Annotated in this window: 28 protein-coding genes; 10 read left to right on the forward strand and 18 right to left on the reverse strand. The window is 44.9% G+C overall.

Going from position 1 to position 26888, the window contains the following annotated elements:
* Window positions 1-26 precede the first annotated feature (26 nt).
* The 3 genes from hemL to thiD are packed head-to-tail and all read right to left on the reverse strand — an operon-like array spanning window position 27 to window position 2840.
* Entirely contained in the window at window positions 27-1307 is a 1281-nt protein-coding gene (gene hemL, locus ATY38_RS03090; RefSeq protein ID WP_062558002.1) for a glutamate-1-semialdehyde 2,1-aminomutase, read from the reverse strand.
* Window positions 1308-1363: 56 nt separating this feature from the next.
* Window positions 1364-2011, reverse strand: coding sequence for a thiamine phosphate synthase (gene thiE, locus ATY38_RS03095; RefSeq protein ID WP_062558003.1), 648 nt, complete (start codon window positions 2009-2011; stop codon window positions 1364-1366).
* Window positions 1983-2840, reverse strand: a complete 858-nt coding sequence (thiD, locus tag ATY38_RS03100; protein WP_062558004.1) for a bifunctional hydroxymethylpyrimidine kinase/phosphomethylpyrimidine kinase — start codon at window positions 2838-2840, stop codon at window positions 1983-1985. Before thiD ends, thiE begins: the two co-directional genes overlap by 29 nt.
* 52 nt (window positions 2841-2892) lie before the next feature.
* Here thiD and ATY38_RS03105 point away from each other — a divergent pair, with 52 nt between their 5' ends.
* Both ATY38_RS03105 and gloA read left to right on the forward strand, forming a co-directional pair.
* Window positions 2893-3081: a rubredoxin gene (locus tag ATY38_RS03105; RefSeq protein ID WP_062558005.1), complete on the forward strand. Its 189-nt coding sequence runs from the start codon at window positions 2893-2895 to the stop codon at window positions 3079-3081.
* On the forward strand, window positions 3082-3477 hold the full coding sequence (gene gloA, locus ATY38_RS03110; RefSeq protein ID WP_062558006.1) for a lactoylglutathione lyase: 396 nt from the start codon (window positions 3082-3084) through the stop codon (window positions 3475-3477).
* Window positions 3478-3515: 38 nt separating this feature from the next.
* On the opposite strand, the gene ATY38_RS03115 is transcribed toward gloA, so the two are convergent.
* From ATY38_RS03115 to ATY38_RS03125, 3 genes are all read right to left on the reverse strand, one after another.
* Window positions 3516-4220, reverse strand: coding sequence for an SAM-dependent methyltransferase (locus ATY38_RS03115; RefSeq protein WP_062558007.1), 705 nt, complete (start codon window positions 4218-4220; stop codon window positions 3516-3518).
* Between the two features lie 55 nt (window positions 4221-4275).
* Window positions 4276-4659 carry a Co2+/Mg2+ efflux protein ApaG gene (gene apaG, locus ATY38_RS03120; RefSeq protein ID WP_062558008.1) on the reverse strand — a complete coding sequence of 128 codons (384 nt, stop codon included), beginning with the start codon at window positions 4657-4659 and terminating at the stop codon, window positions 4276-4278.
* A gap of 125 nt (window positions 4660-4784) precedes the next feature.
* Window positions 4785-6119 (reverse strand): YopA family protein, encoded by a 1335-nt coding sequence (locus ATY38_RS03125; protein WP_062558009.1) that lies wholly within the window; start codon window positions 6117-6119, stop codon window positions 4785-4787.
* Between the two features lie 235 nt (window positions 6120-6354).
* Here ATY38_RS03125 and rpe point away from each other — a divergent pair, with 235 nt between their 5' ends.
* The 6 genes from rpe to ATY38_RS03160 all read left to right on the forward strand — a co-directional run bounded on the left by rpe (window position 6355) and on the right by ATY38_RS03160 (window position 14332).
* The gene (rpe, locus tag ATY38_RS03130; protein ID WP_062558010.1) at window positions 6355-7032 is read left to right on the forward strand and encodes a ribulose-phosphate 3-epimerase; all 678 of its coding nucleotides are present in this window, start codon (window positions 6355-6357) and stop codon (window positions 7030-7032) included.
* A gap of 41 nt (window positions 7033-7073) precedes the next feature.
* Window positions 7074-7799: a phosphoglycolate phosphatase gene (locus tag ATY38_RS03135; RefSeq protein ID WP_062558011.1), complete on the forward strand. Its 726-nt coding sequence runs from the start codon at window positions 7074-7076 to the stop codon at window positions 7797-7799.
* Window positions 7800-7807: 8 nt separating this feature from the next.
* Window positions 7808-9280, forward strand: a complete 1473-nt coding sequence (trpE, locus tag ATY38_RS03140) for an anthranilate synthase component I (protein ID WP_062558012.1) — start codon at window positions 7808-7810, stop codon at window positions 9278-9280.
* Window positions 9281-9917: 637 nt separating this feature from the next.
* A complete protein-coding gene (locus ATY38_RS03145) occupies window positions 9918-11240 on the forward strand; it encodes a hypothetical protein (protein ID WP_062558013.1) in 1323 nt (440 codons plus the stop codon).
* 6 nt (window positions 11241-11246) lie between these two features.
* Window positions 11247-12581 (forward strand): tetratricopeptide repeat protein, encoded by a 1335-nt coding sequence (locus ATY38_RS03150; RefSeq protein WP_062558014.1) that lies wholly within the window; start codon window positions 11247-11249, stop codon window positions 12579-12581.
* Between the two features lie 1025 nt (window positions 12582-13606).
* Window positions 13607-14332: an RNA methyltransferase gene (locus ATY38_RS03160; RefSeq protein ID WP_062558016.1), complete on the forward strand. Its 726-nt coding sequence runs from the start codon at window positions 13607-13609 to the stop codon at window positions 14330-14332.
* 105 nt (window positions 14333-14437) lie between these two features.
* Here ATY38_RS03160 and argB read toward each other — a convergent pair whose 3' ends face one another.
* Together argB and ATY38_RS03170 are read right to left on the reverse strand one after the other, a co-directional pair.
* On the reverse strand, window positions 14438-15340 hold the full coding sequence (gene argB, locus ATY38_RS03165; protein WP_062558017.1) for an acetylglutamate kinase: 903 nt from the start codon (window positions 15338-15340) through the stop codon (window positions 14438-14440).
* Between the two features lie 68 nt (window positions 15341-15408).
* A complete protein-coding gene (locus ATY38_RS03170) occupies window positions 15409-15915 on the reverse strand; it encodes a chemotaxis protein CheW (RefSeq protein ID WP_062558018.1) in 507 nt (168 codons plus the stop codon).
* A 100-nt stretch (window positions 15916-16015) separates the two neighbouring features.
* Here ATY38_RS03170 and ATY38_RS03175 point away from each other — a divergent pair, with 100 nt between their 5' ends.
* On the forward strand, window positions 16016-16591 hold the full coding sequence (locus ATY38_RS03175) for a BON domain-containing protein (protein WP_062558019.1): 576 nt from the start codon (window positions 16016-16018) through the stop codon (window positions 16589-16591).
* Window positions 16592-16614: 23 nt separating this feature from the next.
* A complete protein-coding gene (locus tag ATY38_RS03180; protein ID WP_062558020.1) occupies window positions 16615-17991 on the forward strand; it encodes an FAD-binding oxidoreductase in 1377 nt (458 codons plus the stop codon).
* Between the two features lie 96 nt (window positions 17992-18087).
* On the opposite strand, the gene cyoE is transcribed toward ATY38_RS03180, so the two are convergent.
* The 10 genes from cyoE to ATY38_RS16390 form a co-directional block, all read right to left on the reverse strand.
* Window positions 18088-18981 carry a heme o synthase gene (cyoE, locus tag ATY38_RS03185; RefSeq protein ID WP_062558021.1) on the reverse strand — a complete coding sequence of 298 codons (894 nt, stop codon included), beginning with the start codon at window positions 18979-18981 and terminating at the stop codon, window positions 18088-18090.
* 78 nt (window positions 18982-19059) lie between these two features.
* Window positions 19060-19443 carry a hypothetical protein gene (locus ATY38_RS03190; RefSeq protein ID WP_235590378.1) on the reverse strand — a complete coding sequence of 128 codons (384 nt, stop codon included), beginning with the start codon at window positions 19441-19443 and terminating at the stop codon, window positions 19060-19062.
* Window positions 19444-19609: 166 nt separating this feature from the next.
* Complete coding sequence (locus ATY38_RS03195) at window positions 19610-20332, reverse strand: SURF1 family protein (RefSeq protein WP_062558023.1); 723 nt, start codon at window positions 20330-20332, stop codon at window positions 19610-19612.
* A gap of 190 nt (window positions 20333-20522) precedes the next feature.
* A complete protein-coding gene (locus ATY38_RS03200; protein WP_062558024.1) occupies window positions 20523-21380 on the reverse strand; it encodes a cytochrome c oxidase subunit 3 in 858 nt (285 codons plus the stop codon).
* A gap of 33 nt (window positions 21381-21413) precedes the next feature.
* Complete coding sequence (locus ATY38_RS03205; RefSeq protein ID WP_062558025.1) at window positions 21414-21623, reverse strand: DUF2970 domain-containing protein; 210 nt, start codon at window positions 21621-21623, stop codon at window positions 21414-21416.
* Between the two features lie 11 nt (window positions 21624-21634).
* Entirely contained in the window at window positions 21635-22180 is a 546-nt protein-coding gene (locus ATY38_RS03210) for a cytochrome c oxidase assembly protein (protein WP_062558026.1), read from the reverse strand.
* 116 nt (window positions 22181-22296) lie between these two features.
* Window positions 22297-23877, reverse strand: coding sequence for a cytochrome c oxidase subunit I (gene ctaD, locus ATY38_RS03215; RefSeq protein ID WP_062558027.1), 1581 nt, complete (start codon window positions 23875-23877; stop codon window positions 22297-22299).
* A 12-nt stretch (window positions 23878-23889) separates the two neighbouring features.
* Window positions 23890-24717: a cytochrome c oxidase subunit II gene (gene coxB / locus ATY38_RS03220; protein WP_062558028.1), complete on the reverse strand. Its 828-nt coding sequence runs from the start codon at window positions 24715-24717 to the stop codon at window positions 23890-23892.
* A gap of 853 nt (window positions 24718-25570) precedes the next feature.
* The gene (locus ATY38_RS16385) at window positions 25571-26023 is read right to left on the reverse strand and encodes a transposase (RefSeq protein ID WP_062558029.1); all 453 of its coding nucleotides are present in this window, start codon (window positions 26021-26023) and stop codon (window positions 25571-25573) included.
* 39 nt (window positions 26024-26062) lie between these two features.
* Window positions 26063-26632, reverse strand: a complete 570-nt coding sequence (locus ATY38_RS16390) for an IS5/IS1182 family transposase (protein WP_062558030.1) — start codon at window positions 26630-26632, stop codon at window positions 26063-26065.
* Window positions 26633-26888: the final 256 nt, after the last annotated feature.

The raw sequence follows: 26888 nt of genomic DNA on the forward strand, positions 1-26888 counted from the left end.
GCATCCATTACTAACAACAAACTGAACTACCAATTCCCGAAGATTTTCTCTGCCGCAGACAGCGTCTTATCCAATTCATTATCTCCATGCGCTGACGACACAAAACCCGCTTCAAAAGCCGAAGGCGCAAAATAAATACCTTCCTCCAACATGGCATGAAAGAATCGATTAAAAGCTGATTTATCGCATTGCATCACCTCGGCAAAGCTAGCGGGAATATTTTTACTAAAATACAAACCAAACATACCGCCAATAGATTGTGCGCAAAAATCAATCCCACGATTTTTAGCTTTGGTAGTAATGCCCTCGACCAATTGCTGTGTTCTACTCGACAATTTATCGTAAAAACCAGGCGCTTGAATCAACTTCAACGTAGCCAGCCCCGCTGCAACAGCCACCGGATTACCAGATAGCGTACCCGCCTGATAAACCGGACCAAGGGGCGCCAAGCACTGCATGATATCGCGGCGTCCGCCGAATGCCGCCATCGGCATGCCACCACCGATGACTTTACCCAGTGCGGTCAGATCAGGCTTGATTTGATACAGCCCTTGCGCACACCCCAAACCGACGCGAAATCCGGTCATCACTTCATCAAATATCAACACACTACCGTTCTGCGTACACAACTCCCGCAGCTTGGCAAGAAAATCAGGTTGCGGAGCTATCAGATTCATATTGCCGGCAACCGGTTCAACAATCACCGCGGCGATTTCTTTTCCCCATTGATTGAATGCAGCTTCGATGCCTGAGATATCATTATAGTCCAGAACGATCGTATGGCCGGCTGTTTCCGCCGGAACCCCGGCGGAACTAGGATTACCGAAGGTCAATGCACCCGAGCCTGCCTTGACCAACAAGGAATCATCATGCCCATGGTAGCACCCTTCAAATTTAATGATCTTACTCCTGCCGGTAAAACCCCGCGCCAGGCGAATTACACTCATGCCCGCTTCAGTGCCGGAACTGACTAATCGCACCTGCTCAATGGAAGGAATCAATTGACAAATCAACTGCGCGATTTCCAGTTCGGCTTCGGTAGGTGCACCAAATGTTAATCCATTCTGTGCGGCATTCTGAACCGCCTTCACGACCTCGGGATGCGCATGACCCAAAATCAAAGGCCCCCATGAACCGACATAATCGATGTACGATTTACCATCCGCATCCCAAAAATACGCACCTTCGCCACGCTGAAAAAAAACCGGTTCACCACCAACCGATTTAAACGCACGGACCGGGGAATTTACACCGCCAGGAATATATTGCTGAGATTGTTCGAACAATAGATGATTACGTGAAGTCATTTAGTTACTCATAAAAAGAATTGATAAAGATAAAAAACAATCCGGATTAAAATGTATTACAGATTTCCTGCAAATAATTGCGCGTACTGCGCTGCTCTTACCCTAATATTTCCGGCCTGAAACAAATCGCTGCAAACGGCTATGGCATCACAGCCGTTATGAATAACCATTGCGGCATTGTTCAGTTGAATTCCGCCAATCCCGACAACTGGTATTGTTAATATTTGCCTCGCGTGATTGATCAGGCTGATTGAAACCGGTGTTGCTTCCGGTTTGGTCACTGAAGGGAAAAAAGCCCCAAAAGCGACATAATCTGCACCTTGTTTTTCAGCCTCAATCGCCAGATCCAGATTGTTATAACACGACGCCCCAACAATCTTGTCTTGCTGCAAAAATTTTCTCGCATCGGATACCGTACTATCATCACGCCCCACATGCACCCCATCCGCATCAATCTCTAGTGCAAGATCAATATCATCGTTGATAATTAGAGGAATTTCATGCTTTCTGCACAACTGCAACAGTAATCCGGCTTGTTCTTTGCGTAACCCATTATCCACGGATTTATTACGATATTGAATACACCGTACCCCCCCCGCCAGTGCTTGCTGCGTCTTACCCAGCAGCTCGCCGGTATTCTCGGAATCCGGCGTTATCGCATATAACCCTCTAATTTTATGGCGTCTCAACGGCTGTATCGCCATTCTCGTCTTCACTGCCTGCAATATCTCTGGCCCAGAAAAGCCTGTTGGGAATATATTGCCCCATGCCGGGCCGGAATCCTGCTTGCAATGTGTGCCAGGTATAATCCTGCGCTTCCAAGACACTCTCGCTAATTGATAAGCCGTTGGCTAATGATGCAGCGATTGCCGATGCCAGTGTACAACCCGAACCATGATACGTATGCTCAAGCCGCTCCCATTCATCTGAACGCACGATACCTTCAACATTAAACAAGGTATTCTTCACTTGCGCTGTATTTTCGTGCGTGCCCGTTATCAATACATACTCGCATCCCATATCCAATAACCGATGGGCGCAAACGCTCAAATCCAGCCTGCTTTCACTACTGTCCCCATCAAGTTGGGCAAGATGCCTTGCCTCCAAGCTATTGGGCGTTAATATCGTAACTTGCGGCAACAACAATTCGCGCATCGCATCAATCATTTCCTCATTCGCAAGCTCATCTCCGCGTCCGGAAGTCAGTATAGGATCCATCACTAAAGGGATATGCGGATAATCGGAAATTATCTCCGCAATCGCAGCAATAATTTCAACGCTGCCCAGCAAACCAATCTTAAATACATGCACCGGCATATCTTCCAGAACGGCGCGCGCTTGATCCGCAATCCATTCGGAATCCAGTGGTATTACCTCATCTACACCTGTTGTATCCTGGACAGTTATAGCCGTCATGACAGATAGAGGATGACAGCTCAAACTGGCGATAGTCAGCGTATCCGCCTGCAGGCCTGCTCCACCACTGGGGTCATTTGCAGCAAAAGAAAGTACGATTGGGGGTGGCTGTAACATGCATTAATACCGTAAAATATTATTTTAACCTAAAAGGACACTGCTATCTATCATGCCTACTGAAGAGAATCATCAATATAATCGTTATATGTGTTTAATTTGCGGCTACATCTATGATGAAGCCTTAGGATCTCCAGATGAAGGTATTGCACCGGGTACGCGCTGGGATGATGTGCCGATCAATTGGACTTGCCCGGAGTGCGGCGCACGTAAAGAAGATTTTGAAATGGTAAAAATTTAAATGCGTATTCTGCATACTATGCTTCGCGTTGGAAATCTCGAAAAATCACTTGCGTTTTATACGCAAGTTTTAGGGATGAAAGTATTACGCCGCAAAGATTACCCGGATGGCAAGTTTACCCTCGCTTTTGTAGGTTATCAGGATGAGGCTAGCGGTACCGTATTGGAACTGACGCATAATTGGGATACCTCTTCATACAATTTAGGTGAAGGTTTTGGCCACATCGCCATTGAAGTCGACGATGCTTATCAAGCCTGTGAAAGCACCAGGAAAATGGGCGGCAAAGTAACACGTGAAGCGGGTCCAATGAAACATGGCACAACAATCATTGCATTTATCGAAGATCCCGATGGCTACAAAATAGAATTTATTCAGAAAAAGCACCGTGATCAATAATCACTCAGATCAGCGGATAACACTCATATTAGAATCAGTTATCCCTGCAATAAAAAAATCGCCGGTATTTTATTGACATCTGGTAAAGCACACCGCCACTCTTTGATCGATTTGGTTGCAATCATCTCTCGGGAAAATGTCAGATCGGTTGCAACGCACAAGTCGGTATTGTCATTGCACACTTTGACGAGTTGCTCGAGCAGTTTCTGGTTACGGTAGGGGGTTTCAATGAAAATCTGCGTTTGCTTCAGATGGATCGATATTCTTTCCAGCTCGACTATTTTACTTGCTCTTGCTGCGCCCTCAATTGGCAAATAGCCGTGAAAGGCAAATCGCTGACCATTCAAGCCCGATGCCATCAACGCCAGCAAAATGGAGGATGGCCCAACCAAAGGCACGACAGGAATATTATTTCTATGCGCCAGCCTGACCAGCCCGGCTCCAGGATCCGCCACGGCCGGGCAGCCAGCTTCGGATAACAAGCCCACATCATGTCCAGCTAATAATGGATCCAGCAAAGCTAAAAAATCTTTTGCTTGCGTATGCTCATTCAGAATCTGGATATTCAATTCCTGCAAAGGGCATGTGCAACTCAGCTGTTTCAGAAATTGCCTCGCCGTCTTAGGGTGCTCAACAATAAAATGAGAAATTTCAGCCACACATTGTTGCACCGCCGCAGGCAATACCCAAGCGATATCGGCTTGACTGATTGGCGCCGGAACCAGATAGAGCTTACCGGTCATTAAAATGATAAAGGCTTAAATACACACATGCACCAGGATCTTCAAATCAGCCACACTAATGCAGCGTTCTGGGAACACTCAGGATAAATTCCGGTATAGCCACATCAAAATGAAAACCATCTTCAGCTGCCATCTGATAGCTACCTTTCATTGATCCAACCGACGTAGAAATCACCGTTCCACTGGTATATTCAAAACTATCTCCCGGCTTGAGAAAAGGCTGTTCGCCCACAACGCCCAATCCGCGCACTTCCTGAATCGTGCCATCTCCGTTATCGATAATCCAATGCCTGCTGATGAGTTGGGTTGCAACTGTCCCGTTATTTGCAATCGTAATGGTATATGCAAACACGTGCCTTTCCGATTCCTCATCCGATTGATCGGGCAGATATACGGTACGAACACTGACTTCAATTTCATACTTGCTCTCTTCGGTCATCTTTTCGTTCCAAACTGTTTTACGTTCTTAGCGGTAGTTTACCAAGAAATAGCATCAATATTGACAATCAATTGCTATCCCGTTAATGGCAAGAAAGTAAAACATATCCGTCACAAATTTAAAATTCAACTCCACGGTACATTTTCAACTTCCCCCATTCGATTAAGCTTCAACCTATTTCCATAAGCTCCCTCATAATTACAAATAGCAAGAATTCCCATTTCCAAATACCACAAACCTAAATTCCAAGCATCGAAGTAAGCAGAGTCAAGCTGACCACGTTTCTTATGTTCCGGGTGAATTAGAGAATTCCTTATTTCTGTTAAAGCGTGCGGGGCATCGATCCATTTCATTCCCTGGCTCCGAGCAAGATCTCCAAGACTGGAAGTTTCTGGCGGAATATTCAATGGAATCCTCAGAGAAGAGAATAGTAACCGAAACTTGTCGGATGCCCAGAGATTCTTAAATCCATCTACAGTTACAAGACGTTTAGCTTTTACTGCATATTCATAGGAAAGGCGTTCGATTGCTGCTTGGGTCAGGATGATTCCGGCATCAATACCGCGCGATGAAAAATTTGCATTTAAGTACCAATAGATAATCTCCTTGAGTGCTCCTTGCCAATCGGCATTCCTCCATAGCCTCATGAAGCCACAAAACAAACTGGTCAATTGCTTTGTATTTTGAGCGTCAAACCACGAAAAGGGTTTATACCAAGCTTCTCTAGGCGACGACCACTGTTCCCAAACACGCTCACCCGTTACATCGAACCCCACCGAACAAATCGGGTTACACCATCCGCCTTTAATAAAGGAAAGAAAATAACGAAGTGCCGTTAAACATTCATTAGCATCACTCCCGGTAAATGAAAAGCCATTCTGCTTCTGAATACTCCCAATATGGGTTGATCGGTATCCCCCATTCTCTCTTAGAAAATTGATGTTTTCCTTTGTTGATAATAACGATTTCAACTCAATCTTCCATTCATCGCAAATCAAATCCATATGCTCAATTGTCGTCTCGATCCCCGTTCCATTCGGCTCGGAAGATCGTCTGTTTCCCATAAAATCGACAAAGTTAAACAAATGGAAAATAATCCGCTCGATCAATGTCCCATCATTTCCCATTCCGATTATCGAACCCAAATTTGGATAACATTTGACAAAAAGCTTTCCGGTCTCAGGATCTCCCCCGGGAACAAAAAATCCTTTTATTTCAATATCATTTATAGAAAAAGAATTTATAGCTTTTCGATCAACAAATGCCAAAAATAGAACATCATGAAACGAACCATAGAAGTGAATTCCTGCTTGAGGTAATAAATCAAGTCGCACATCGCTTGAGCCCTGGTATATCTTCCCATTTATAGAAATAGACGCTGGAACATCATTGTGTAGCACAATAGAAGATTCTGATCCAAAATTAAATAATGGCTTCAATTGGTATTCGGTATTAGTCAATCTAATTTACCTCCTTATCCTTACATTGCCTTATTTATTGTTAATCACGGAATTAGTTCTCTTTCTTCTCTATTTATTTTCGATTCACTTTACATTTCCGAATCATTTGATCGTTTCTCAGATAAACATTTCAGAAAGTATTATCAAAAAATTTATCCATTAACAATCACTCTTTTACGCGCAGCCTGACATTTGCGGTTAAAATAGCTGATTTGAATATTGAGAGGTTTTTTCCATGTACCGTTTAGCACCCAGCATACTTTCCGCTAATTTCGCCAAATTGGGTCAGGAAGTCACCGATGTGATTGACTCAGGCGCGGATATCATCCATTTTGATGTAATGGATAACCATTATGTCCCCAATCTCACCATTGGCCCCTTGGTTTGCGAGGCCCTTCGCCCGGTCACCGATGCAATTATCGACGTGCATCTGATGGTGCAACCTGTGGATCGCATTATTCCTGATTTTGCCAAGGCTGGTGCCAATATCATTTCATTCCATCCGGAAGCCTCGAATCACATCGATCGCACTATCGGATTGATTAAAGAGCAAGGCTGCAAAGCAGGATTGGTGTTTAACCCGGCCACGCCGCTGCACTACCTGGATCATGTGCTCGACAAACTGGATTTGGTTTTGATCATGTCGGTGAATCCAGGATTTGGCGGACAGACATTCATCCCCGAAGCGCTGAACAAGCTGCGCGCTGTCAGAAAACGTATCGACGCCAGTGGCAAAGACATTATGCTGGAAATTGACGGCGGCGTAAAAGTGGATAACATAGCTGAAATCGCTCGCGCCGGAGCCGACACTTTCGTCGCGGGCTCTGCGGTGTATCAGGCTGGCAAGGATGCCGACCCGCATCGATATGATAGCATCGTCGCCGCATTCCGGGCTGAACTGGCAAAAGTTTAACCCATCACAATTTTCATATATATTGTTTTTCCACTATTCCAATGAATCATAGTTCCTCTAGTCACACGGCTTCAGCTAACAAAACAGCATTCCCGATAGCGATCAAGGTCATCATGATCGATCTGGACGGCACATTGCTCGACACCGCTGAAGACCTCGCCTTAGCCGCAAACCTGATGTTGAAGGATCTGGGCATGCCAGAACAATCGACAGCAACAATTCGCTCCTATATCGGCAAAGGCATACAGAAATTGGTCAAACGCACCTTAACCGGGCAACTGGATGCAGAACCCGATGCCGCTTTGTTCGCCAAAGCATTGCCGATTTACGAGCAGCATTACGCCAACAATTTAAGCATCAATACGCGCCCCTATGCCGGCGTGGTTGAGGGCATACAACTCATGCAGCAAGCGGGCTACAAATTGGCCTGCATCACCAACAAAGCTGAAGCATTTACCCTGCCACTGCTGCATGCGACAGGGCTATTTAACAAATTCGAGATCGTACTGTCGGGCGACAGTCTACCCAAGAAAAAGCCCGATCCTATGCCGCTCACGCATATTTGCAAATACTTCGATGCGCAACCGCATGAAGCACTACTGATCGGCGATTCGCTGAATGACGCCATCGCCGGCCGGGCGGCCGGTTGCCATGTATTCTGTGTACCGTATGGTTACAACGAAGGGCGCGATGTATACGAACTGGATTGCGATGCCATCGTTGATACCTTGGTGGATGCAACAAAATTGATTAAAAGCATCGCTTAAAATCTTTCATGACCGAGGACGAATTCAATCTGCTCGCGCAGCAGGGATACAATCGCATTCCAATCGTTCTGGAAACTTACGCGGATCTGGATACCCCTTTATCGATTTATCTGAAACTGGCCAACCAGCCTTACTCCTATTTATTGGAATCGGTACAGGGCGGCGAACGCTTTGGCCGGTTTTCGATCATCGGACTACCGGCAGCAACGCGCATGGTCGTGTATGAAGACACCATCACCCTGATCAATCAGGGTGGATCGGAAACAGTCACGGTTGATGACGCCCTGGCTTACATTGAGTCCTATCTGGCGCAATTTAAAGCGGCTCCCTGCCCTGCCGGAAATTCCCGTTTCTGTGGCGGCTTGGCCGGCTATTTCTCATACGATACGGTGCGCTACATCGAGCATAAGCTGAAAAGCCAGGCCAAACCGGACAGCTTGAATACCCCGGATATTTTGCTGCTACTGTCCGAAGAACTGGCCGTAGTAGACAATCTCTCCGGCAAACTCTATCTGATCGTGTATGTTGATCCGGCACAGGAAAACGCCTATCAGACCGGACGTCAGCGGCTTAAAACCCTGCTGGAAAAATTACGTCAACCGGTAACGATTCCAGACGAACAAGCTGTCGCTCCCGGCACAGCAGTTGCGGAATTTCCTGAAGCCGAGTTCAAAGCCGCTGTCGATCGGGCCAAACGCTATATTTTCGATGGCGATATCATGCAAGTAGTGTTATCGCAACGCACCAGCAAACCCTATACCGCATCGCCACTGGCGCTCTATCGCGCGCTACGCAGCCTCAATCCTTCTCCCTACATGTTCTTCTACCATTTTGATGATTTTCACGTAGTCGGCGCGTCGCCGGAAATACTGGTGCGTCTGGAAGGTGACACGGTTACCGTACGCCCGATTGCAGGTACACGCCCCCGTGGCAAAACCCCCCAGGAGGATGCCGCCCTGGCAACCGACCTGCTGGCCGATCCGAAAGAAATCGCCGAACACGTCATGCTGATGGATCTGGGCCGCAATGACATCGGTCGCGTGGCGCAAACCGGAACCGTCAAAGTCACGGAAAAAATGCAAATCGAGAATTACTCCCATGTCATGCACATCGTATCGAATGTCGAGGCCAAGCTAAAACCGGAACTGAGCGCGATTGACGTGCTGCGCGCCACTTTTCCGGCCGGCACAGTAAGCGGCGCGCCCAAAGTGCGCGCGATGGAAATCATTGATGAACTGGAAGTCTCCAAACGCGGCGTGTACGCCGGAGCGGTCGGTTATCTTGGGTTTAACGGCGATATGGACTTGGCCATTGCAATTCGCACCGGGGTGATCAAGGACGGTCAACTGCACGTGCAAGCAGGCGCGGGCATCGTGGCCGACTCTATTCCGCAAAACGAATGGATAGAAACACAGAATAAAGCCAAAGCCATCCTCCGCGCTGCGGAATTGGCCGAGAATGGGCTGGATAGTAAAATCTGAGAAGCTCTACATAAGTCATTATGAATGATTAAACTCATTTTTAATCAAAAATTAATGTTATTCTTTTTTCTCAACCTGCGATCTCAAAAAGAAACAAATTGTTTGTCATCAGCATCTCCCCATTCAACGAACGAGTGGGGTTCTTCTCGGAAAGAATAAATATTCTTAATTCTGACCTAACATCTTTTTTGATAATGCCATGTGCTAACCACATGCACTGGCAACCACGCCAGAAGAAGTGACCGATCTGCCACCCATTTTATATTGCCACGCCACAACAAGACTCGTTAAAATGTGTTAATTGAAAGCCACAGAATCCGTTTTCTGACATATCGAACTTCTTTATTGTCATGATTGGACGGTACTTTTATTTTATAGTAGACGGTGCTCCGAAAAATTTTCGTCGAAACGCTTTATGAAACAGTGCTAGTTGGGACACGAAGGATGCTGTCAATAGCAAAATAGTCAGCAAACATCCAAGCCCGCCTTGCCTGAGAGACTTATGCCCTTGCAAGCATGCCCGAATTTCAACAAATAGGCTATAAGGATCCAGTAATATATCGCTCTGTTCAATGCGATAATAAATTCAATTCTCTGATAATATTCCTGCATTTATATTCCATTAATAAACAACACAATGAATAAAAACGATAACCTGTTGCCACAACTCAAGGCTTTTCATAATACCTTGCAGAACAGTTTACCACTAGAATTTGATAGTCCGCTTTATGTACCAATATTGCAACAAAACCCAGCGTCTGACCCCATTCTGCAGCTTTCTCATCGCATAGATTTTGCTGAATCGGAGAGCGTAAATTTATTAACCGGGTTCCGAGGCAATGGCAAGAGTACGGAATTGCGTCGCTTGAAACACCTGCTGGAAAACCAAGGACATATTGTCATTCTGACCAATATGCAGCAGTATGTGCTGATGACCAAGCCATTGGAACTGGGAGATTTTCTGCTGTCTTTAATTGCTGCTTTAGCTGACCGGGCAGTTTCAGATCATAGCATCGGGATCCTCGCAGACTCACCTTTAGCAAGGCTATGGAGCTTTCTCACTGAAACAAAAATTGAAATTGAAAAGGCAGAGGTTGAAGGCAATTTGGGTGTCGCTACCGCAAAAATTGGCGCACGGCTACAACGCGATGCCAATTTCAAAAAACAGGTACAGGAGAAATTGCGTGGCAACCTGGATGGATTGGTGCAAAAAGCACATCTATACATCAGAGATTTAGTCAACGCACTCAAAAAAGGCAATACTGACAAAAAGATCGTGCTGCTGGTTGATTCTCTGGAACAAATCCGTGGCGTGGGCGACGATGCCCAATCGGTTTATGACAGCATTGTCGAATTATTTTCCGGTCAGGCCGCAAATCTAGCGCTACCCGGCTTGCATGTGGTGTACACCGTGCCGCCGTTTCTCATTCCACGCGCTCCAAACATCGCACGCAATCTTGGCGCTAATCCGATTTGCATCTGGCCTAATATTCATGTACGCAATAAAAAAGGAGAAGAGGATCATTCAGGGCTAGAAATCATGCAGGAGATCATTCAGCGGCGCTATTCTGAATGGCTGAAATTTTATACACAGAAGCAATTGTTCCGCCTGGCAAGCTTATCGGGAGGCGACATTCGGGACTATTTTCGCTTGGTGTGTGAAGGCCTGTTGGGTCTGAGTGCCGCACGCAGCGTGAACCAACAGCCGAAACCTGAAATAGTGAACGACGACATGCTGAATCGGGCGATCGTCCAATTAACCAATGAATTCCAGCCTATTCCGGAAAGCGATAAGCAACAATTGAAAAAAATCCACCATAGCAAACAACATGCTCTGGATGGGATGGATGATTTGCCAACTTTAACGCGCTTTCTGGATGCCAATATGATTATGAATTATGTTAACGGCGAACCTTGGTATGACGTGCATCCCGTGCTGGTAAAACTGCTGTTGCAATAAGCCACCATGCAAAGCGAAGATTATGAGTCCGTTCAACAGACACCGGAAGGGGAGCAACAATGGCAACGCCTGCTGAATCATTTGCGCTGGTCGGATGCATTCAGCCTAATCCTCATTTTTAGCCGGCACGCCCAAGTCGTTCAATTATTTCGCGCGCGTCTCGAACAATTTTACCGTTTGCGTATTTCAGGATTGAACAGTGTTCCACTTGAAACTGCTGATCAGCTCCTTACCGTCGCGCTACCCGCACTACTCGGTAAAAAAATCAGTCACGAATTAACCGGCGCGCCCGTCTGGCTCGATCTGACACGTACCAATCATGACGAGCACTGGCCGGAAACCCGCCGGAAATTCTACCGGCGTTTGAATGAAAACCGAGAAACGCTACGCGAACAAAATCGCGCAATCATCATCGTGCTGCCAACCGATGAAAGGCAATTGCTCCGGGAGCTGGCGCCCGACTTATGGGCCATCCGTGATTTAACCGTAGAAACCGACAACTGGATAGTGCGTTCTGACAGTACAATTGCATCCGATCATACTGAACACAGCGAAAACATCTCTGAATTGCCGCTCAGTGCGTCTGACCAGCAGCTTATCGATGAATGGCACCGGGTAAAAAATAAACAGGATCGTGGCGTGTTGCTGGCCGCGGACAGAGCATTGGATATTTGTCTGCCGCATGCCCAGCTTCAGCTGGCTTGGGACATCGCCGGCAGCATGGTCAAACTAGCCCGACATTTAAACAAAGCAGACGGCGAAACACCGCAAAGCCTCCGCGATTTGTCGATCTCCCTGGACAATGTAGGTAATGTGGCGCGGGAGCGAGGGGATCTTAAAGACGCGCAAGTCTATTATGCCGAATCGCTGGCGCTGAGCCGGCAATTGTTACAACAGCTCGGCGAAACACCGCAAAGCCTGCGCGATTTGTCGATCTCGTTGGACAATGTAGGCAATGTGGCGCGGGAGCGAGGGGATCTTAAAGACGCGCAAGTCTATTATGCCGAATCGCTGGCGCTCCGCCGGCAGTTGTTACAACAGCTCGGCGAAACACCGCAAAGCCTGCGCGATTTGTCGGTCTCGGTGGATAAAATGGGCGATGTGGCGCGGGAGCGAGGGGAACTTAATGACGCGCAAGTCTATTATGCCGAATCGCTGGCGCTCCGCCGGCAGTTGTTACAACAGCTCGGCGAAACACCGCAAAGCCTGCGCGATTTGTCGGTCTCGGTGGATAAAATGGGCGATGTGGCGCGGGAGCGAGGGGAACTTAAAGACGCGCAAGACTATTATGCCGAATCGCAGCATACTATTAAATTACTTGATAAGAATTACCACCAATAACGATTGAGAATTATCCAAGCATTATCGGTTCCAAGTTTTAGGAGACTCAGGGACAGGTCGCGAATTGAGAATATTGTCGATAACCTACATGTATTTTTTATTTCGTAACCTACGATTCGTGATTCTGAGCCTTTTTGCGCATTACCTCATTGCCTTGATTTATTCTGCTAGTATCAGGTCGATTGAAGCGCTAATTGATCATTGGCTCTCGTTCCATCTGAAATAAATAACCCACACGAATACACGCTTTCCGTTTGATAATATTCGTATCATCCTCAACCATCCCGGTAATTTTTAAGTTAACTGCAACTCAGATTACGATGGATACTCGGCAGCGGAACCGATCTAGTTTGATCCAGATCAATTTCCCATATAGCTGCAGTTGGTATGCTGCGAATCGTTGAAACACAAGGTTTGATTATTAATTGCTCATTAAAAGGCCTCATATGCGAATTCCACACTTTTTTGCGGTATCAGTTATTTTGGTCTTAGTTGCTTGCGGCGGCAGGCCAATTGCACCAGAAACTCGTGATCCTGAGGCTTACGGTAAAACCATTAGCCTTTCCATCAAGTTCCGGCAGGTGATCAGTAAGGGGGCGGCAAAGCCAGGTCCACTGAAGAAAAATCGAATTATTAAGTTCTTTGATCATAACCGCAGTGTTCTATAGTAAAAATCACCAGCAACTTACGTTATAGAGCACTGCCATTTCACACTCTTACTGTCATACTCAAATAACGTAAATTGCGCAGAAATAGCACGGAATTTGACTAGAATTGAGAATACAGCCGATGAATCGCATGTATTTTGTTTTGTAATCTATAAACTTACTGTATCTGGCCTCATTCCTACTCCTGTACTAAGCGCATTTGTCCACTCGTCAGACATGCTTTACTGATACATTTTTGTTCGTGATCGCTTTTACCGCATTAACGCCGTTGCTTGACTTGTTCTGTTAAAATCAGACCCATTGCAGCATTGATTTTGCTCTGAAGTCAGTCACATCGTTTCAAACAAACTCACTCACATGAATATATCTTCCCCGCTCGACCGTGTCCGCATCATCCTCAGCCACACCAGCCATCCCGGCAATATCGGTGCGGCAGCGCGGGCGATGAAAACGATGGGGTTAAGCTCGCTTTATCTGATTAATCCCAAGGCTTTCCCGGATAAAGAAGCGGATGTACGTGCTGTCAGTGCACGTGATATTCTGGAGAAAATAAGGGTCTGCACTGCGTTGGATGAAGCGCTGGATAACACTGTGTTGACCGCTGCGATGACGGCGCGGCCGCGCGATCTTTCGCATGATGTTTTCAACGCGCGGCAGGGTGCGCGGGAATTATTGCGTTATGCGCGGCAACATCCGGTTGCGCTGTTGTTTGGCACGGAAACTTCCGGATTGACTACAGCGGAAGTAAGTAAATGCCAGATGATCATCCATATTCCCGCCAATCCGGAATTTACTTCGCTGAACCTGGCAAGCGCCGTGCAGGTAATGGCCTATGAGTTGCGCATGGCGCTGATCGAAAATGATGAACCCGTTCCTCTGGCTGGGTTTCCCGCCAATTTCAATGAGCTGGAATTATTGTATGCGCATCTTGAGCAGGTGATGATTGCCAGCGATTTCCTCGATCCGCAAAAACCCAGACTGCTGATGCAGCGCATCCGTCGTTTGTTTGGCCGCGCGCGACTGGAGAAAGAGGAGGTACAGATTCTGCGAGGAATTTTGACGGCTTTGGGCAAGCGCTGGTAGCTACTGATATGTTTTGCGCTTGAAGAAAACCCCGTTAATACAAGATTGTCATTCCGAACAAGGTGAGGAATCTTTGCAGATTTTTCGCGATACTCGTAATGACAGTTAAGTAAATTCTTCCTGATTTTCTTTGATCAACGTCCCTACCCCTTGATCGGTCAGAATTTCCAGCAACAACGCATGCTCCACGCGCCCATCAATAATATGGCAGGATTTCACGCCCTTCTTGACCGCATCCAACGCCGAGCCGATTTTAGGCAACATCCCACCGGAAATGGTGCCATCGGCGAATAACTCATCCACCCGCTGTGCCGTCAGGCCTGTCAGCAGATTGCCATCCTTATCCAGCACGCCGGGGATGTTGGACAACAGAATCAGTTTTTCCGCCTTGAGAATTTCCGCCAATTTACCCGCCACCAGGTCAGCGTTGATGTTATATGATTCGCCTTCGGTTCCCACGCCAATCGGTGCAATGACGGGAATAAAATCCTGCGTATCAAGCAAAGCGATGAGCGCCGGATCGATTGATTCGATTTCGCCGACCTGCCCGATATTGATCCATTTTCCTGCGGTCTCACGATCCGCCATGAGCATTTTCCGGGCGCGGATAAAAGCGCCGTCCTTGCCCGTCAAACCAACCGCCTTACCGCCATGACGATTGATCAGATTAACGATATTTTTATTGACCGACCCGCCCAACACCATTTCAACCACATCCATGGTTTCAGCATCGGTTACGCGCATGCCCTGGATGAATTCGCCTTGCTTGCCAACACGTTTGAGCATGCTGTCAATCTGCGGACCGCCGCCATGCACGATCACCGGGTTCATACCTACCAGTTTCAACAGCACGACGTCACGCGCAAAACCCTGTTTGAGATTTTCTTCCACCATCGCATTACCACCGTATTTAATCACGATGGTTTTGCCATGAAAGCGCTGTATATACGGCAAGGCTTCGGCCAGAATCTTGGCTTTGTTTTTTGCTGTTGATTGGGAAATCGACATGATTCTTTTAATCTCTATTCAGATAATATTAAATAAAAACGTGTTGACCTGCTGATTCAAACAAAAAATCATCCACGAGCAATCTGCAAGAATTTTTCCTCGCGGATCAGTACAAACAAACTCAGTTCCTGCCATAGACGACCTTCTGCATCTTTGTATGGCTTGATAGCGCCTTGGGGCAATTTCTTCCTGACTGCCTTAACCGGGGTGAATTCAGATAAGCTTCTGATTCCCAGCATGCTGTTCACGATGAATCCACCATATAGTTTATCAGTGGGTGATGCCAATAATATTCGTGATTTTTGATTGAACGGGCTGGAATCTTTTCCTAAATAAACACCCAGATCCGTAATTCCATAGAGATTGCCGCGCACATTAGCCAAACCCAGAAACCAGGGCTGTGTCAGTGGAACATGGGCTAATTTGGGAATGGTTATGACTTCGCTAACCTCGGTCATAGGCACCAAATAGCGATCCTCGCCTACAGCGACACCCAGCACCGCTGATGAGGTTTGGCTATTATCCGTGCTCGCTCTCTTTTGATTGATCGTCTGCTGCGGTTTTTTTGTACTCATGCCATCTGTTAGCTCACACTTTGGCTAATGGATTATTCGTTATCCGACTATTTTACTGTATTATCAGGCCTGAAATTTTGAATTCTGCGGAGTTAATCAAATGAAATATCTCAATTGGCACTGGTTGTCTCTTTTACTTTGTTTTCCTTTATTGACTGGCTGTCCTTTGTATTCGGTAAGCACGGCTTCAGGATCGAATTCTTATATTTCAGAAGATCGCAGAACCAGCGGTATTTTTATTGAGGATGAAGGCATTGAACTCAAAGCCTCACGGCGCATCCATCAACAATTGGGTAACAGCGTCCATATCAATGTGACCAGCTATAACCGTATTGTGCTATTAACCGGAGAAGCACCCACAGAAGCCGTCAAGACAAATATTGAAAGACTGGTCATGGGGGTCGATAATGTACGCCGAATCCACAACGAAATCGCCATTGCAGCTAACACTGCATTGTCATCCCGCAGCAATGACACGCTGCTGACCTCTAAGGTGAAAGCACGCTTCCTGGCCGAACGTAAGTTCCAAATCAATCACGTCAAAATCGTTACTGAAAATGGCGTCGTGTACTTGCTGGGAATGGTCACACGAGAAGAAGGCGATAATGCAGCTCAGATTGCCAGTTCCACTTCAGGCGTACGCAAGGTTGTTAAGGCGTTCGAATATCTTAATTAATTCTTTCAAGTTAATTTTCTCCCATGCTGCCGGCTAATTTGCTCACCGAACTGCAGCGCACATTCCCACCCGATCGTTTTTATACTGATCCGGTGGATTGTTACTCGTATGCTTATGACAACAGCCGCAAGATCTTTCCCCCGGATGCCGTCCTGTTCCCTTTAACCACGGAAGAAGTGCGTCAGATCGTCTTATTATGCAATCAATATCATGTCCCACTGATTCCCCGCGGTCGAGGCACCGGCACAGCAGGTGGCAGCTTGCCTGAGTTTGGCGGCATCGCTTTATCGATGGAACGCATGCTGAACATCATTTCGATCGACCCCGCCAATCGGATCATCGTGGCTGAGCCCGGCGTGCTAAATCAAACGGTGCAGGATGCCGCCAAACCCCACGGTTTTTTCTGGCCACCGGATCCTTCAAGCGCTCAATTTTCGAGTATCGGCGGCAATATTGCCACTAGCGCAGGCGGACCACATGCAGTTAAATACGGCACCACACGAGAGCATGTTTTAGGTTTGAAAGCTGTGACTGGCACAGGAGATTTGATCACTACCGGTTGTTACACCACCAAAGGCGTGGTCGGTTATGATCTGACACGACTTTTAATTGGCTCCGAAGGAACGCTGGCTGTTATTACTGAAGCCACTCTAAAACTCTCCGCCCTGCCTAGCGCTGTAGCTGGTATTACTGCGAATTTTAATGATCTCTCAAGCTGTACCCAAGCCATTGTCAATATTATGGCGTTACCGCAACTGCCAAGCGCATTGGAATTTCTAGATGCTGGATCGCTCAATCTTATTCGCGGACGCTATCCGAATATGCTGCCGGTGGATACCCATGCGATGCTGATGATTGAGGTCGATGGCTTTGACCAGGACATTTCCACTTCAATTACCGCTATCCTCGAGGCATGCCGCAGCGATGGATTGATTAGCGCTCAACAAGCTAACGATACAGCAGCACTGTGGCAGGCACGCAAGGCCTTATCACCCTTACTGAAAGAAATTGCACCGAAAAAAATCAATGAAGATGTCGTAGTGCCGGTAAGCACCTTACCGCAATTTTTAGCTGGCCTGAGAAGGCTTAGCGATCACTATCAATTACATAATGTTAATTTCGGCCATGCAGGCAATGGTAACATTCACGTCAATCTGTTAATCAATCCTGACGATACGGAAGAAGTATCACGTGCTGAACGCTGTCTGGACGAGATATTTGATTTAGTAATCAAGCTACGCGGCACATTGTCGGGGGAGCATGGCATCGGCAGTGAGAAGCGCGCTTTTGTAACAAAGGAAATTGATCATGTAACGCTTGATCTAATGAGAAATATTAAGCAGGTGTTCGACCCAAACAACATCTTGAATCCGGGAAAAGTATTTCCCGCTACACCTTAACTCCGTTTTTGATTTCTACGCTTGCAACACCCTGATCGCACAAAAAAATCAGGAAGTATTGCAAACGTAGGATAGACTTCTTCTTACGATACTATCTTAGAAGAAGAAATAGTGATCTACCAATAATGCAACAAATAATAGCGCTAAATAAAGGATTGAATAACGGAATGCGTCTCGTGCCAATTGATCGCTATAGTTACGATAAATTTCTATCGCGTAATACATGAAAACACCGTTTAACAGAATAGAGCTAACTAGGTAGATCAGGCCGCTCATCTGCGTGATATAAGGCAAGGTAGTTACCAAACACAAGATAATTGTATACAGTACTACATGTAATTTCGTAAATTGATCACCATGTGTTACCGGCAACATAGGCATGCCAATTGAGGCATATTCTTTTTTTCTGTAGAGCGCAAGCGCCCAAAAATGCGGCGGTGTCCAAGCAAAAATGATTAAAAATAACAGCAGCGCATCGCTGGCTATTTCTCCGGTTACTGCAGTCCATCCTAATACCGGCGGCATAGCTCCTGATGCACCTCCAATAACAATATTCTGTGGCGTTAATGGTTTCAGAATGACGGTATAAATAATGGCATATCCCACAAATGTTCCCAATGTTAACCACATTGTGAGCTCGTTAACCCAATAATACAGAATAAAAAGCCCTATTCCGCCAACAAGTAACAAAAAGAACAAAGTTTCGGGAACACTTACCTTACCTTGTGGCAACGGTCTGCCTTTGGTACGCGCCATTACCGCATCCATTTTCTGCTCTACAAGACAATTCAAGGCAGCAGCAGCCCCTGCCACTAATGCTATGCCTAATGTCGCTAATAACAAGATATCAATAGGTACAGCGCCTGGAACAGCCAAAAACATCCCAATTACCGCCGTAAAAACAATCAACGATACTACGCGTGGCTTTGTCAATCGATAAAATTGGTTAATTCGCGAAGCCGTTTCATGCCAAGCTATACTGGTAGCCATGTCATAATCTCCTATATTTATTCTCAAATGCTTTTTGTTGTTTCAGCGCCTCATACTGTCGCATAGGGCGCTAAATACTTAATGTTCTATTTGTGAAACGTGTAGCAATCGCTTCAAATCATGCCCCATTTTGGTGCCATCAATTTTTTCAGGAAAGCGCATCATTAAATTTCCCATTGGATCAATTAAATAAATATGCTTGGTTTGTGTTTCCTGAGTTTCGATATACCCGAGTATCTCGCTATCTTTTGCACTGACAAAATAAGTACCCTCATATTGCTCTTTTAATTCATCATTAGGTTGAACATCGTCATTGATTAACCAGAGCCGTTCAATTCGATGGCTTTGCTTCCCTTGCACCAAACGTACTTGACGCATGAAATAAAGCTTTTCTTTGCACACTTCATCACAGTGGCCTGAATCCACTGTTACCAATACCCACTTACCGTGCAGATCTTTCATACGAAGTATCGTATTATCACTTTGATTCGTGCCTGTCCCGGTAACCTTGATAATAGGTATCAAATCACCATAGTGAGTGCTCTCCGGCCTGTAATCCGTGAAATACAAAGCATAAGATATCACTACAGGAGCACACATTAAAACCAGCAATAATAAGAACTTACGCCTATTTGATTTCTGAATTTGTACGTTTGACATTCAAAACTATAAAAATAACAAATGTTGTAACCGCTAGTGAAAACCATTGTATTGCATAGCCAATATTTTTCGATGCGCCGGATTCGGGTTTTTCCCATGCCCGTACCAAGCCATCTTCAATTAAATCTTTCTGCAAAACCATGATAGGTTGCATTTTCAAACCTGTAATTTCCTGATACTTATCCAAACTAAATGTGTTCCATACTGGACCTTGCACTATGGTGTTTGAAATTTCAAATGTTCTTATTTCTGGCGATATTACCGTACCAGTAATTATGACTTCCCCTGAATCAGTTGTAATCGGAGGCAATACCGATCTATCATTTCCAGTTGCTACCCAGCCTCTATTAATCACCACATGCAGCGGACTATTCGCAATTTTCAATGGACTGATCACATGATATCCGGCACGCCCTTGATAGGTCTTATTATCTAAAAATATCGTATGATCAATAAGATATTCACCTCGTATTTCAACATCACGATATTGATAATCCACTAATTTAACCAGAGTTCCTGGTAGAGTAACCGCAGGTTGCTTTGAGTACTTCTCTAGTTGCTCATGCTGCGTATTTCTCTCATCCGCTCGGGACAACTGCCACCTACCTAATGCAACAAAAATTATTACAAACAAAATAGTCAGTACAATTGACCATAACCTTGGCTTAAAGCGATATCCCATTATGATCATTTTTTTGCTTGAGTCTGAGGGAGTGAACTAATTTTCTTGATCATGTTATCGCAACTATTCAGCCTAAATAACAAATTAATTCATATGGACTCTGAACAATTCCAGTTTCATGAAACTTGAGCATAAAGAACTAAATATATTGCTTAAGTTTCATGAAAGCTGAAATCTTGATTCGCAAGTATTAGGCTATTTACATCAAATAAACAAATACAAACAGACCTAACCATACCACGTCAACAAAGTGCCAATACCAAGCCACGCCTTCGAATCCAAAATGATGCTCTGGCGTGAAGTGTCCTGCTGCACTACGGAAGTAAATCACAATCAACATAATTGTGCCGATTGTTACATGGAATCCATGAAAACCCGTCAACATAAAAAATGTTGAGCCGTATGCACCCGTTGTCATTTTCAGATTCAGATCGTTATAGGCGTGCACATACTCGTAAGCTTGGCAACCAATAAATAATGCACCCAAAGCTATCGTGGCCAACAGCCACAGTTTTAGGCCGTCACGTCTATTTTCCTTTAGCCTCCAATGCGCTATCGTTACTGTGACCCCGGAAGTTAATAACAACAATGTATTAAAAGCCGGGAGCCCCCAAGCACCCATCGGAGTAAATGCCTCATGAACACCAGGACCAGCGGTTGGCCATGTACCATCATAAGATGTCCAAAATTCATTACCTAGCACAGTACTTTCGTCCATCAACCACGGTATGGATAAATTTCGCATGTACCATAATGCTCCAAAGAATGCGCAAAAAAACATCACTTCGGTAAAAATAAACCAGCTCATACCCCAACGAAATGAAAGATCAACTTGATCGTTAAATTTCCCACTTTCACTTTCTCTGGCAACTGTTCCAAACCATCCAAACAGCATATATATCAGAATAGCAAAACCAATCCCTAATAACCCATAGCCGAGCTCTATTTTATTCATGGTCAGTGCAGCGCCTGATCCCATGAACAATACTGCCGTTGATCCAATAATTGGATACATCGACGGAGCTGGGACGTAATAATGTCCAGATTCTTGACTCATTCTTCTCTCCTTCTACTTATGATTTTTCGATATCTAACTAACCGCTAACCTAACCACTAGCATAATGCTAAGTACAAAAATAATTGCTCCGATAATTCCGCCAATGATTACTTGCGCAGGTTTTAATGTTGCCGCATCATATTCAAGATCACTTTCTTTCCGAATTCCCATAAAAGCGAACATTACTGCTTTGGCAATTTGCCAAATACGTGCACCAGTTTGTTTTTCAGTAATTTTGTTCAATTTTCGATTCCTTATTTTTTGATCGCGCTTGCGCTCGCAGGCAGCTCAAAAAATGTATAGGAAATCGTCACAGTATTTATATCTGCAGGCAATCCTGAATCGATCACAAATTGAACGGGCATTTGCAAAGTTTCATTTGGCTTTAGCACCTGTTTTGTAAAACAAAAGCATTCAAATTTCTTTAAATGCTTATCCAGAAAGCGAGGACTGTAACTGGGAATTGCTTGCCCGGTCACCTCACGATCTGAATTGTTTGTAATCTCATACATCACATTAACCGACTCACCTGGATGTATGCGAGCACTGGTTTGTAACGGCTTAAATTGCCAAGGCAATCCTCTTACATTGGCATCAAACTCAATTGCTATCCAGCGCTCTTCATCCACCCAGTTATCTTTAGTCAGTACGTCCGGTTGCAACAAATTATTAATTCCGGTCACTTCGCAAAACTTTTCATAAAACGGCACCAAAGCATAACCAAATACGAACATTATCAATGTAAAAATCAATAACTTTTTCATCATTAAGACATTCGATTTTGAATTAGCTTCTACCATACTTTTAATATAACCGTTATATAAATTGCTACAACCGTAGCAAACAGAATAATTGCTGTTACAAGTTTCTTACGCTTTTTATCCGTTTCTTGTGACATACGCTTCCTATTATTGCTTTACTTGACAATAGGTGGTTTCTCAAAACTATGGTACGGCGCTGGACATGGTAAATGTGTCCATTCCAAAGTTGTTGCGCCATCCCAAGGTTTCTCTGGAGCTTTCTCTCCACTACGAATGCAATTAATCATAATGTAAAGGAAAAGCAACTGAGAAAGTCCAAATCCAAATGCGCCAATACTGGATATCATATTAAAATCAGCGAATTGAAGATTATAATCTGGAATTCTACGTGGCATACCTGCCAAACCCAAGAAATGTTGCACAAAGAATGTCAAATTGAAGAAGAACATTGACAACCAGAAGTGCCATTTGCCTAGCGTTTCGTTATACATTTTACCGGTCCATTTAGGAATCCAATAATATGCGCCAGCAAACAATGAGAACAATGCGCCTGATACCAATACATAATGGAAATGTGCAATCACGTAATAAGTATCTTGAACTTGTATGTCAATCGGTACAATCGCGCAAATTACACCACTGAACCCACCAATCACAAACAAGAAAATAAATCCAATTGCAAATAACATCGGTGTTTCAAATGTCATCGAACCACGCCACATGGTCGCCGTCCAGTTGAATACTTTAACTGCGGTTGGTACAGCAATCAGCATCGTTGCATACATAAAAAACAGCTGTCCAACTGCTGGCATACCTGCTGTAAACATATGATGCGCCCATACAACACAAGATAGAATTGCAATTGATGCAGTTGCATAAACCATTGATGAATAACCAAACAGTGGTTTACGTGAAAAAGTTGGGATAATTTCCGACACGATACCGAATGCAGGCAAAATCATAATATAGACTTCCGGATGACCAAAGAACCAGAAGATATGCTGGAACATAACCGGATCACCACCACCAGCTGCATTAAAGAAACTAGTTCCAAAATGACGATCTGTCAGCAACATGGTTACCACGCCTGCCAACACCGGCATAACCAGAACCAGCAAATAAGCAGTAATCAACCACGTCCATACAAACATTGGCATTTTCATCAATGTCATGCCAAGCGCACGCATGTTCAGAATGGTAGTAATGATATTGATCGAACCCATAATTGATGAAGCACCCAAAATATGAATTGCAAAAATCATCAAATCGACGCCCAAACCACCCTGCGTTGAAAGCGGCGGATAAAATGTCCAACCACCTGCTGCTGCACCCCCTGGCACAAAGAATGAGCCCACGAGCAAAGTTCCCGCTACTGGCAATAACCAAAAACTCCAGTTATTCATCCGCGCAAACGCCATATCAGGAGCACCGATCATTAACGGTACTTGCCAGTTAGCAAAGCCCACAAAGGCCGGCATAATGGCACCAAAAACCATTATTAGACCATGCAAGGTTGTAAATTGATTAAATAATTCAGGCTCCAGAATCTGAATACCCGGCTGATATAACTCAGCGCGAATTCCCATTGCTAAAAATCCGCCAATCATAAACATTGTAAAGCTAAACCATAAATACATTGTACCAATGTCTTTATGGTTGGTTGTTGTAACCCAACGCATTATTCCACTGGGATGATGATCATCATGTCCGTGCGCGTCACCATGTACTGCTGCCATAGTTATCTCCTTTTACTTATTTTCTATATGCATTGATGTTTTAACTGCAGAATTGCTCAACTGGGCAGCCACCCATTTACTGTAGTCTTCTGCTTCCATCACTTCTACCACGATCGGCATAAACCCATGATCCTTGCCGCACAACTCAGCACATTGACCACGATAAATTCCCGCTTTATTTGCCGTAAACCATGAATCACGAATAAAACCCGGAATAGCATCTTGCTTAACCCCCAGCGCCGGAACCCACCAAGCATGAATCACATCATTGGCGGTTATGATCACACGCACTTTTTTGCCCACCGGCACAACGACACGATTATCAACCTCCAGCAAATAATGCTCGCCCTTGGGCTCCTTGTTTTCCACTTGAGCTCTTGGGGTCGCCAATTTGCTATAAAAACTTATGCCCTCACCTTCACCTTGAAGATAATCATATCCCCACATCCATTGATAGCCCGTCGCTTTAATGGTCATTTCAGGACTTGAGGTATCCTTCATCGCAATGACTGTTTTTGTCGCTGGCCACGCCATTACAATCAAAATCAGACACGGTATTGTGGTCCATATCACTTCAACCGCTGTACTATGATGAAAGTTTGCCGCTTTATAACCCAGAGATTTACGATGCTTAAGTATGGAATAAAACATAACACCAAACACACCAATGAATATAACCAAACAAATCCACAGGAGCGTTATGTGCTGATCATAAATATCTTGTGCTATGACACTCTGCGGCTCGGGAAAGTTATACTTAGACTGCTGTCCTACCGCCATGCTTGAATATAAAGTAAAAGCGGACACCCCCGCCCAGGTTACTACTGATTTACTTCCCATATTTCCCCCTACATGATTACTAATTTTACAGACTTCAGGTACGATTATGAACGCTACAGACCTGAACCATTATCTTGCTCAGCCAGTTTACGAACTTCATACGCCACAACCTTGCTTTGTTAAAACCACATTACGATTGACGATAATCATATTTTTTGGCTGAATTTCCTTATTATCCGCAACTTAGATTTTCTTAGTTATAGATACCTTCTACATGCTAATTAATCAAGTGGAAATTCTAGCATGCCACTGTTACTCAAACAAGGAAAATCATGATTTTTATAGGAATATTCCCATGTTTATAAAATGGTATTGCTATAAAGATGCATCTAAAAACATTGCATGAGTAAAAGATTTCACCCTCTATTTATAACGCAGCTTATTACTTTTTCTTGTATGCACTCAAACAAGTTTATCGTCTCTATACTATTTTCAGTTTAATTTGATAATGATTAAAATAATCACCATATTATCGCATACCCTGATGCCCACAAAATGAAGAAACTCAGCAAATAATTACTTCGGATAATCATTATGACTCAAAAGACTTGATAAAGAACTACCCCCAGCCAAGTATTAACTGCACACACTTAATTAAGTTTCCATCTCTCAAAGAACAAAACGCAGAGATTCGATCTATGCACCGCGTTTTTTTAGGTGTTACTGTGCATATTTCAGCGATACTGCATGGATGCGATACTGCATGGGTTGTATTTTCGTATCAATTTAAGACCTCTGCACAACCGCAAGAATTTTGCTGTAGCGACAGAGAAAATTTTCCAAGTGACACTTGTTGCACGTCACTTTAATAGAAAGTGGAGTTTTTTCCTTTTTTTAGGTGAATTTTTCCCCCTTATGTAATATTTGGACGGATCGCTCCCCTTAATGGTTGGTCTACGAAGATTTTGTTGGCTGCTTTCTTTAGATTCATGCAGATACTTTTCAGTATGACTTGGGCGTTGACTTTCGTCGTACCGAAGTAGCTGGCGCGTTCCATTCTGAATAAGCGTTTGATTGTGCCGAAACACTGTTCGACAATATAGCGTTTTTTACTGATCAATTGATTCGCCAGCTTCTGGCGTGACGAGAGGGGTTTATTCTTGTACGCGCGATGCATGATTGCGCTCTTGATCTTTTGCTTTCTTAGAAATTGCCGATTGGCATTGCTGGCGGATCCCTTGTCGGCATACACCCGATTCGCCTCGATATGCGCACCATCGATAGCGGCTTCGAAATGCATCATTTCGCTCTGGTTGGCAGGGGCGGTGTGAACCCCGCGCACATAGCCGTCTTGTGCGTCCACCACCAGGTAACTGCGGTAGCCAAACTGCGACTTCTTGCCTTGTCAGAGCCAGGTCGCATCCGGATCCGCGCTTTGTTCTTCGATACAGTTGATTCCAGGTTGACTGCCATCTTCAAACTGAACAACCTTACCTTCTTCGGCATCCACTTCCAGTGTGATGGTCTTTTTAGGGCGTGCCGCTGACTCAATCAGCGTGGCATCAATGACCGCTCCTGTCGCACCCTTGATCATCAATCCGTGGCATTGAAGCTGTTCATTAATAGAGGCCAGCAGATCATCTAGCCGGTCGTTGGTTATTAGCCGGTTACGGAACCGGCACAAAGTGGTTTCGTCCGGTATCGCATCCGACAAGGACAGTCCGCAAAATTGCAGAAAATCAATGCGTACACACAGTGCTTGCTCCAACGCAGCGTCCGATAAACTATGCCACTGACCTAGCAGGATCGCTTTGAACATCAACAACCCATCAAACGGCTCTTGGCCTCCACCATGCGATAACTCGCGCTTGTATAAACCCGTAAGTTTCGGACGTAATTCCTCCCACTCAATTAGGGCTTCAATCTTCAACAGAACATTATCTCGATTCAATCGCTCTGCTTTCCAGTGTTCCAAAACTCATCTGCATCTTTTGCTCCAGCTGTCTTTTAACCCCCTCTATTTTAGTTGGTTATTGCACTGGCAGGCAAGGTTGTGCAGGAATCTTAATTTTGTTGTCTTTGCAAAACACTTATAACAAATCTGTTTTATCCACATATAGATATCGTTAAAATTTAGAGATCAAATTGTTGTAGAAACATTACAGTCTATACCTCCTCGCACACTCATGACAGCCCGTTGGCCGTTGTGCGCATCCAGTTCAACACTGATT

The sequence above is a fragment of the Nitrosomonas ureae genome (assembly GCF_001455205.1).
Lineage (GTDB): Bacteria > Pseudomonadota > Gammaproteobacteria > Burkholderiales > Nitrosomonadaceae > Nitrosomonas > Nitrosomonas ureae.

Coding starts and splice junctions, on each gene's coding strand:
- ctaD (WP_062558027.1), bottom strand. CDS start 23,877: ATGGCAGCAGTACATGGTGACGCGCACGGACATGATGATCATCATCCC.
- ATY38_RS03150 (WP_062558014.1), top strand. CDS start 11,247: ATGCAAAGCGAAGATTATGAGTCCGTTCAACAGACACCGGAAGGGGAG.
- hemL (WP_062558002.1), bottom strand. CDS start 1,307: ATGACTTCACGTAATCATCTATTGTTCGAACAATCTCAGCAATATATT.
- argB (WP_062558017.1), bottom strand. CDS start 15,340: ATGTCGATTTCCCAATCAACAGCAAAAAACAAAGCCAAGATTCTGGCC.
- coxB (WP_062558028.1), bottom strand. CDS start 24,717: ATGGGAAGTAAATCAGTAGTAACCTGGGCGGGGGTGTCCGCTTTTACT.
- cyoE (WP_062558021.1), bottom strand. CDS start 18,981: ATGGCTACCAGTATAGCTTGGCATGAAACGGCTTCGCGAATTAACCAA.
- thiE (WP_062558003.1), bottom strand. CDS start 2,011: ATGGCGATACAGCCGTTGAGACGCCATAAAATTAGAGGGTTATATGCG.
- ATY38_RS03195 (WP_062558023.1), bottom strand. CDS start 20,332: ATGATCATAATGGGATATCGCTTTAAGCCAAGGTTATGGTCAATTGTA.
- ATY38_RS03115 (WP_062558007.1), bottom strand. CDS start 4,220: ATGACCGGTAAGCTCTATCTGGTTCCGGCGCCAATCAGTCAAGCCGAT.
- gloA (WP_062558006.1), top strand. CDS start 3,082: ATGCGTATTCTGCATACTATGCTTCGCGTTGGAAATCTCGAAAAATCA.
- ATY38_RS03210 (WP_062558026.1), bottom strand. CDS start 22,180: ATGGTAGAAGCTAATTCAAAATCGAATGTCTTAATGATGAAAAAGTTA.
- ATY38_RS03105 (WP_062558005.1), top strand. CDS start 2,893: ATGCCTACTGAAGAGAATCATCAATATAATCGTTATATGTGTTTAATT.
- ATY38_RS03135 (WP_062558011.1), top strand. CDS start 7,074: ATGAATCATAGTTCCTCTAGTCACACGGCTTCAGCTAACAAAACAGCA.
- apaG (WP_062558008.1), bottom strand. CDS start 4,659: ATGACCGAAGAGAGCAAGTATGAAATTGAAGTCAGTGTTCGTACCGTA.
- trpE (WP_062558012.1), top strand. CDS start 7,808: ATGACCGAGGACGAATTCAATCTGCTCGCGCAGCAGGGATACAATCGC.
- ATY38_RS03175 (WP_062558019.1), top strand. CDS start 16,016: ATGAAATATCTCAATTGGCACTGGTTGTCTCTTTTACTTTGTTTTCCT.
- thiD (WP_062558004.1), bottom strand. CDS start 2,840: ATGTTACAGCCACCCCCAATCGTACTTTCTTTTGCTGCAAATGACCCC.
- ATY38_RS03145 (WP_062558013.1), top strand. CDS start 9,918: ATGAATAAAAACGATAACCTGTTGCCACAACTCAAGGCTTTTCATAAT.
- ATY38_RS03200 (WP_062558024.1), bottom strand. CDS start 21,380: ATGAGTCAAGAATCTGGACATTATTACGTCCCAGCTCCGTCGATGTAT.
- rpe (WP_062558010.1), top strand. CDS start 6,355: ATGTACCGTTTAGCACCCAGCATACTTTCCGCTAATTTCGCCAAATTG.
- ATY38_RS03180 (WP_062558020.1), top strand. CDS start 16,615: ATGCTGCCGGCTAATTTGCTCACCGAACTGCAGCGCACATTCCCACCC.
- ATY38_RS03190 (WP_235590378.1), bottom strand. CDS start 19,443: ATGAAAGATCTGCACGGTAAGTGGGTATTGGTAACAGTGGATTCAGGC.
- ATY38_RS03160 (WP_062558016.1), top strand. CDS start 13,607: ATGAATATATCTTCCCCGCTCGACCGTGTCCGCATCATCCTCAGCCAC.
- ATY38_RS03170 (WP_062558018.1), bottom strand. CDS start 15,915: ATGAGTACAAAAAAACCGCAGCAGACGATCAATCAAAAGAGAGCGAGC.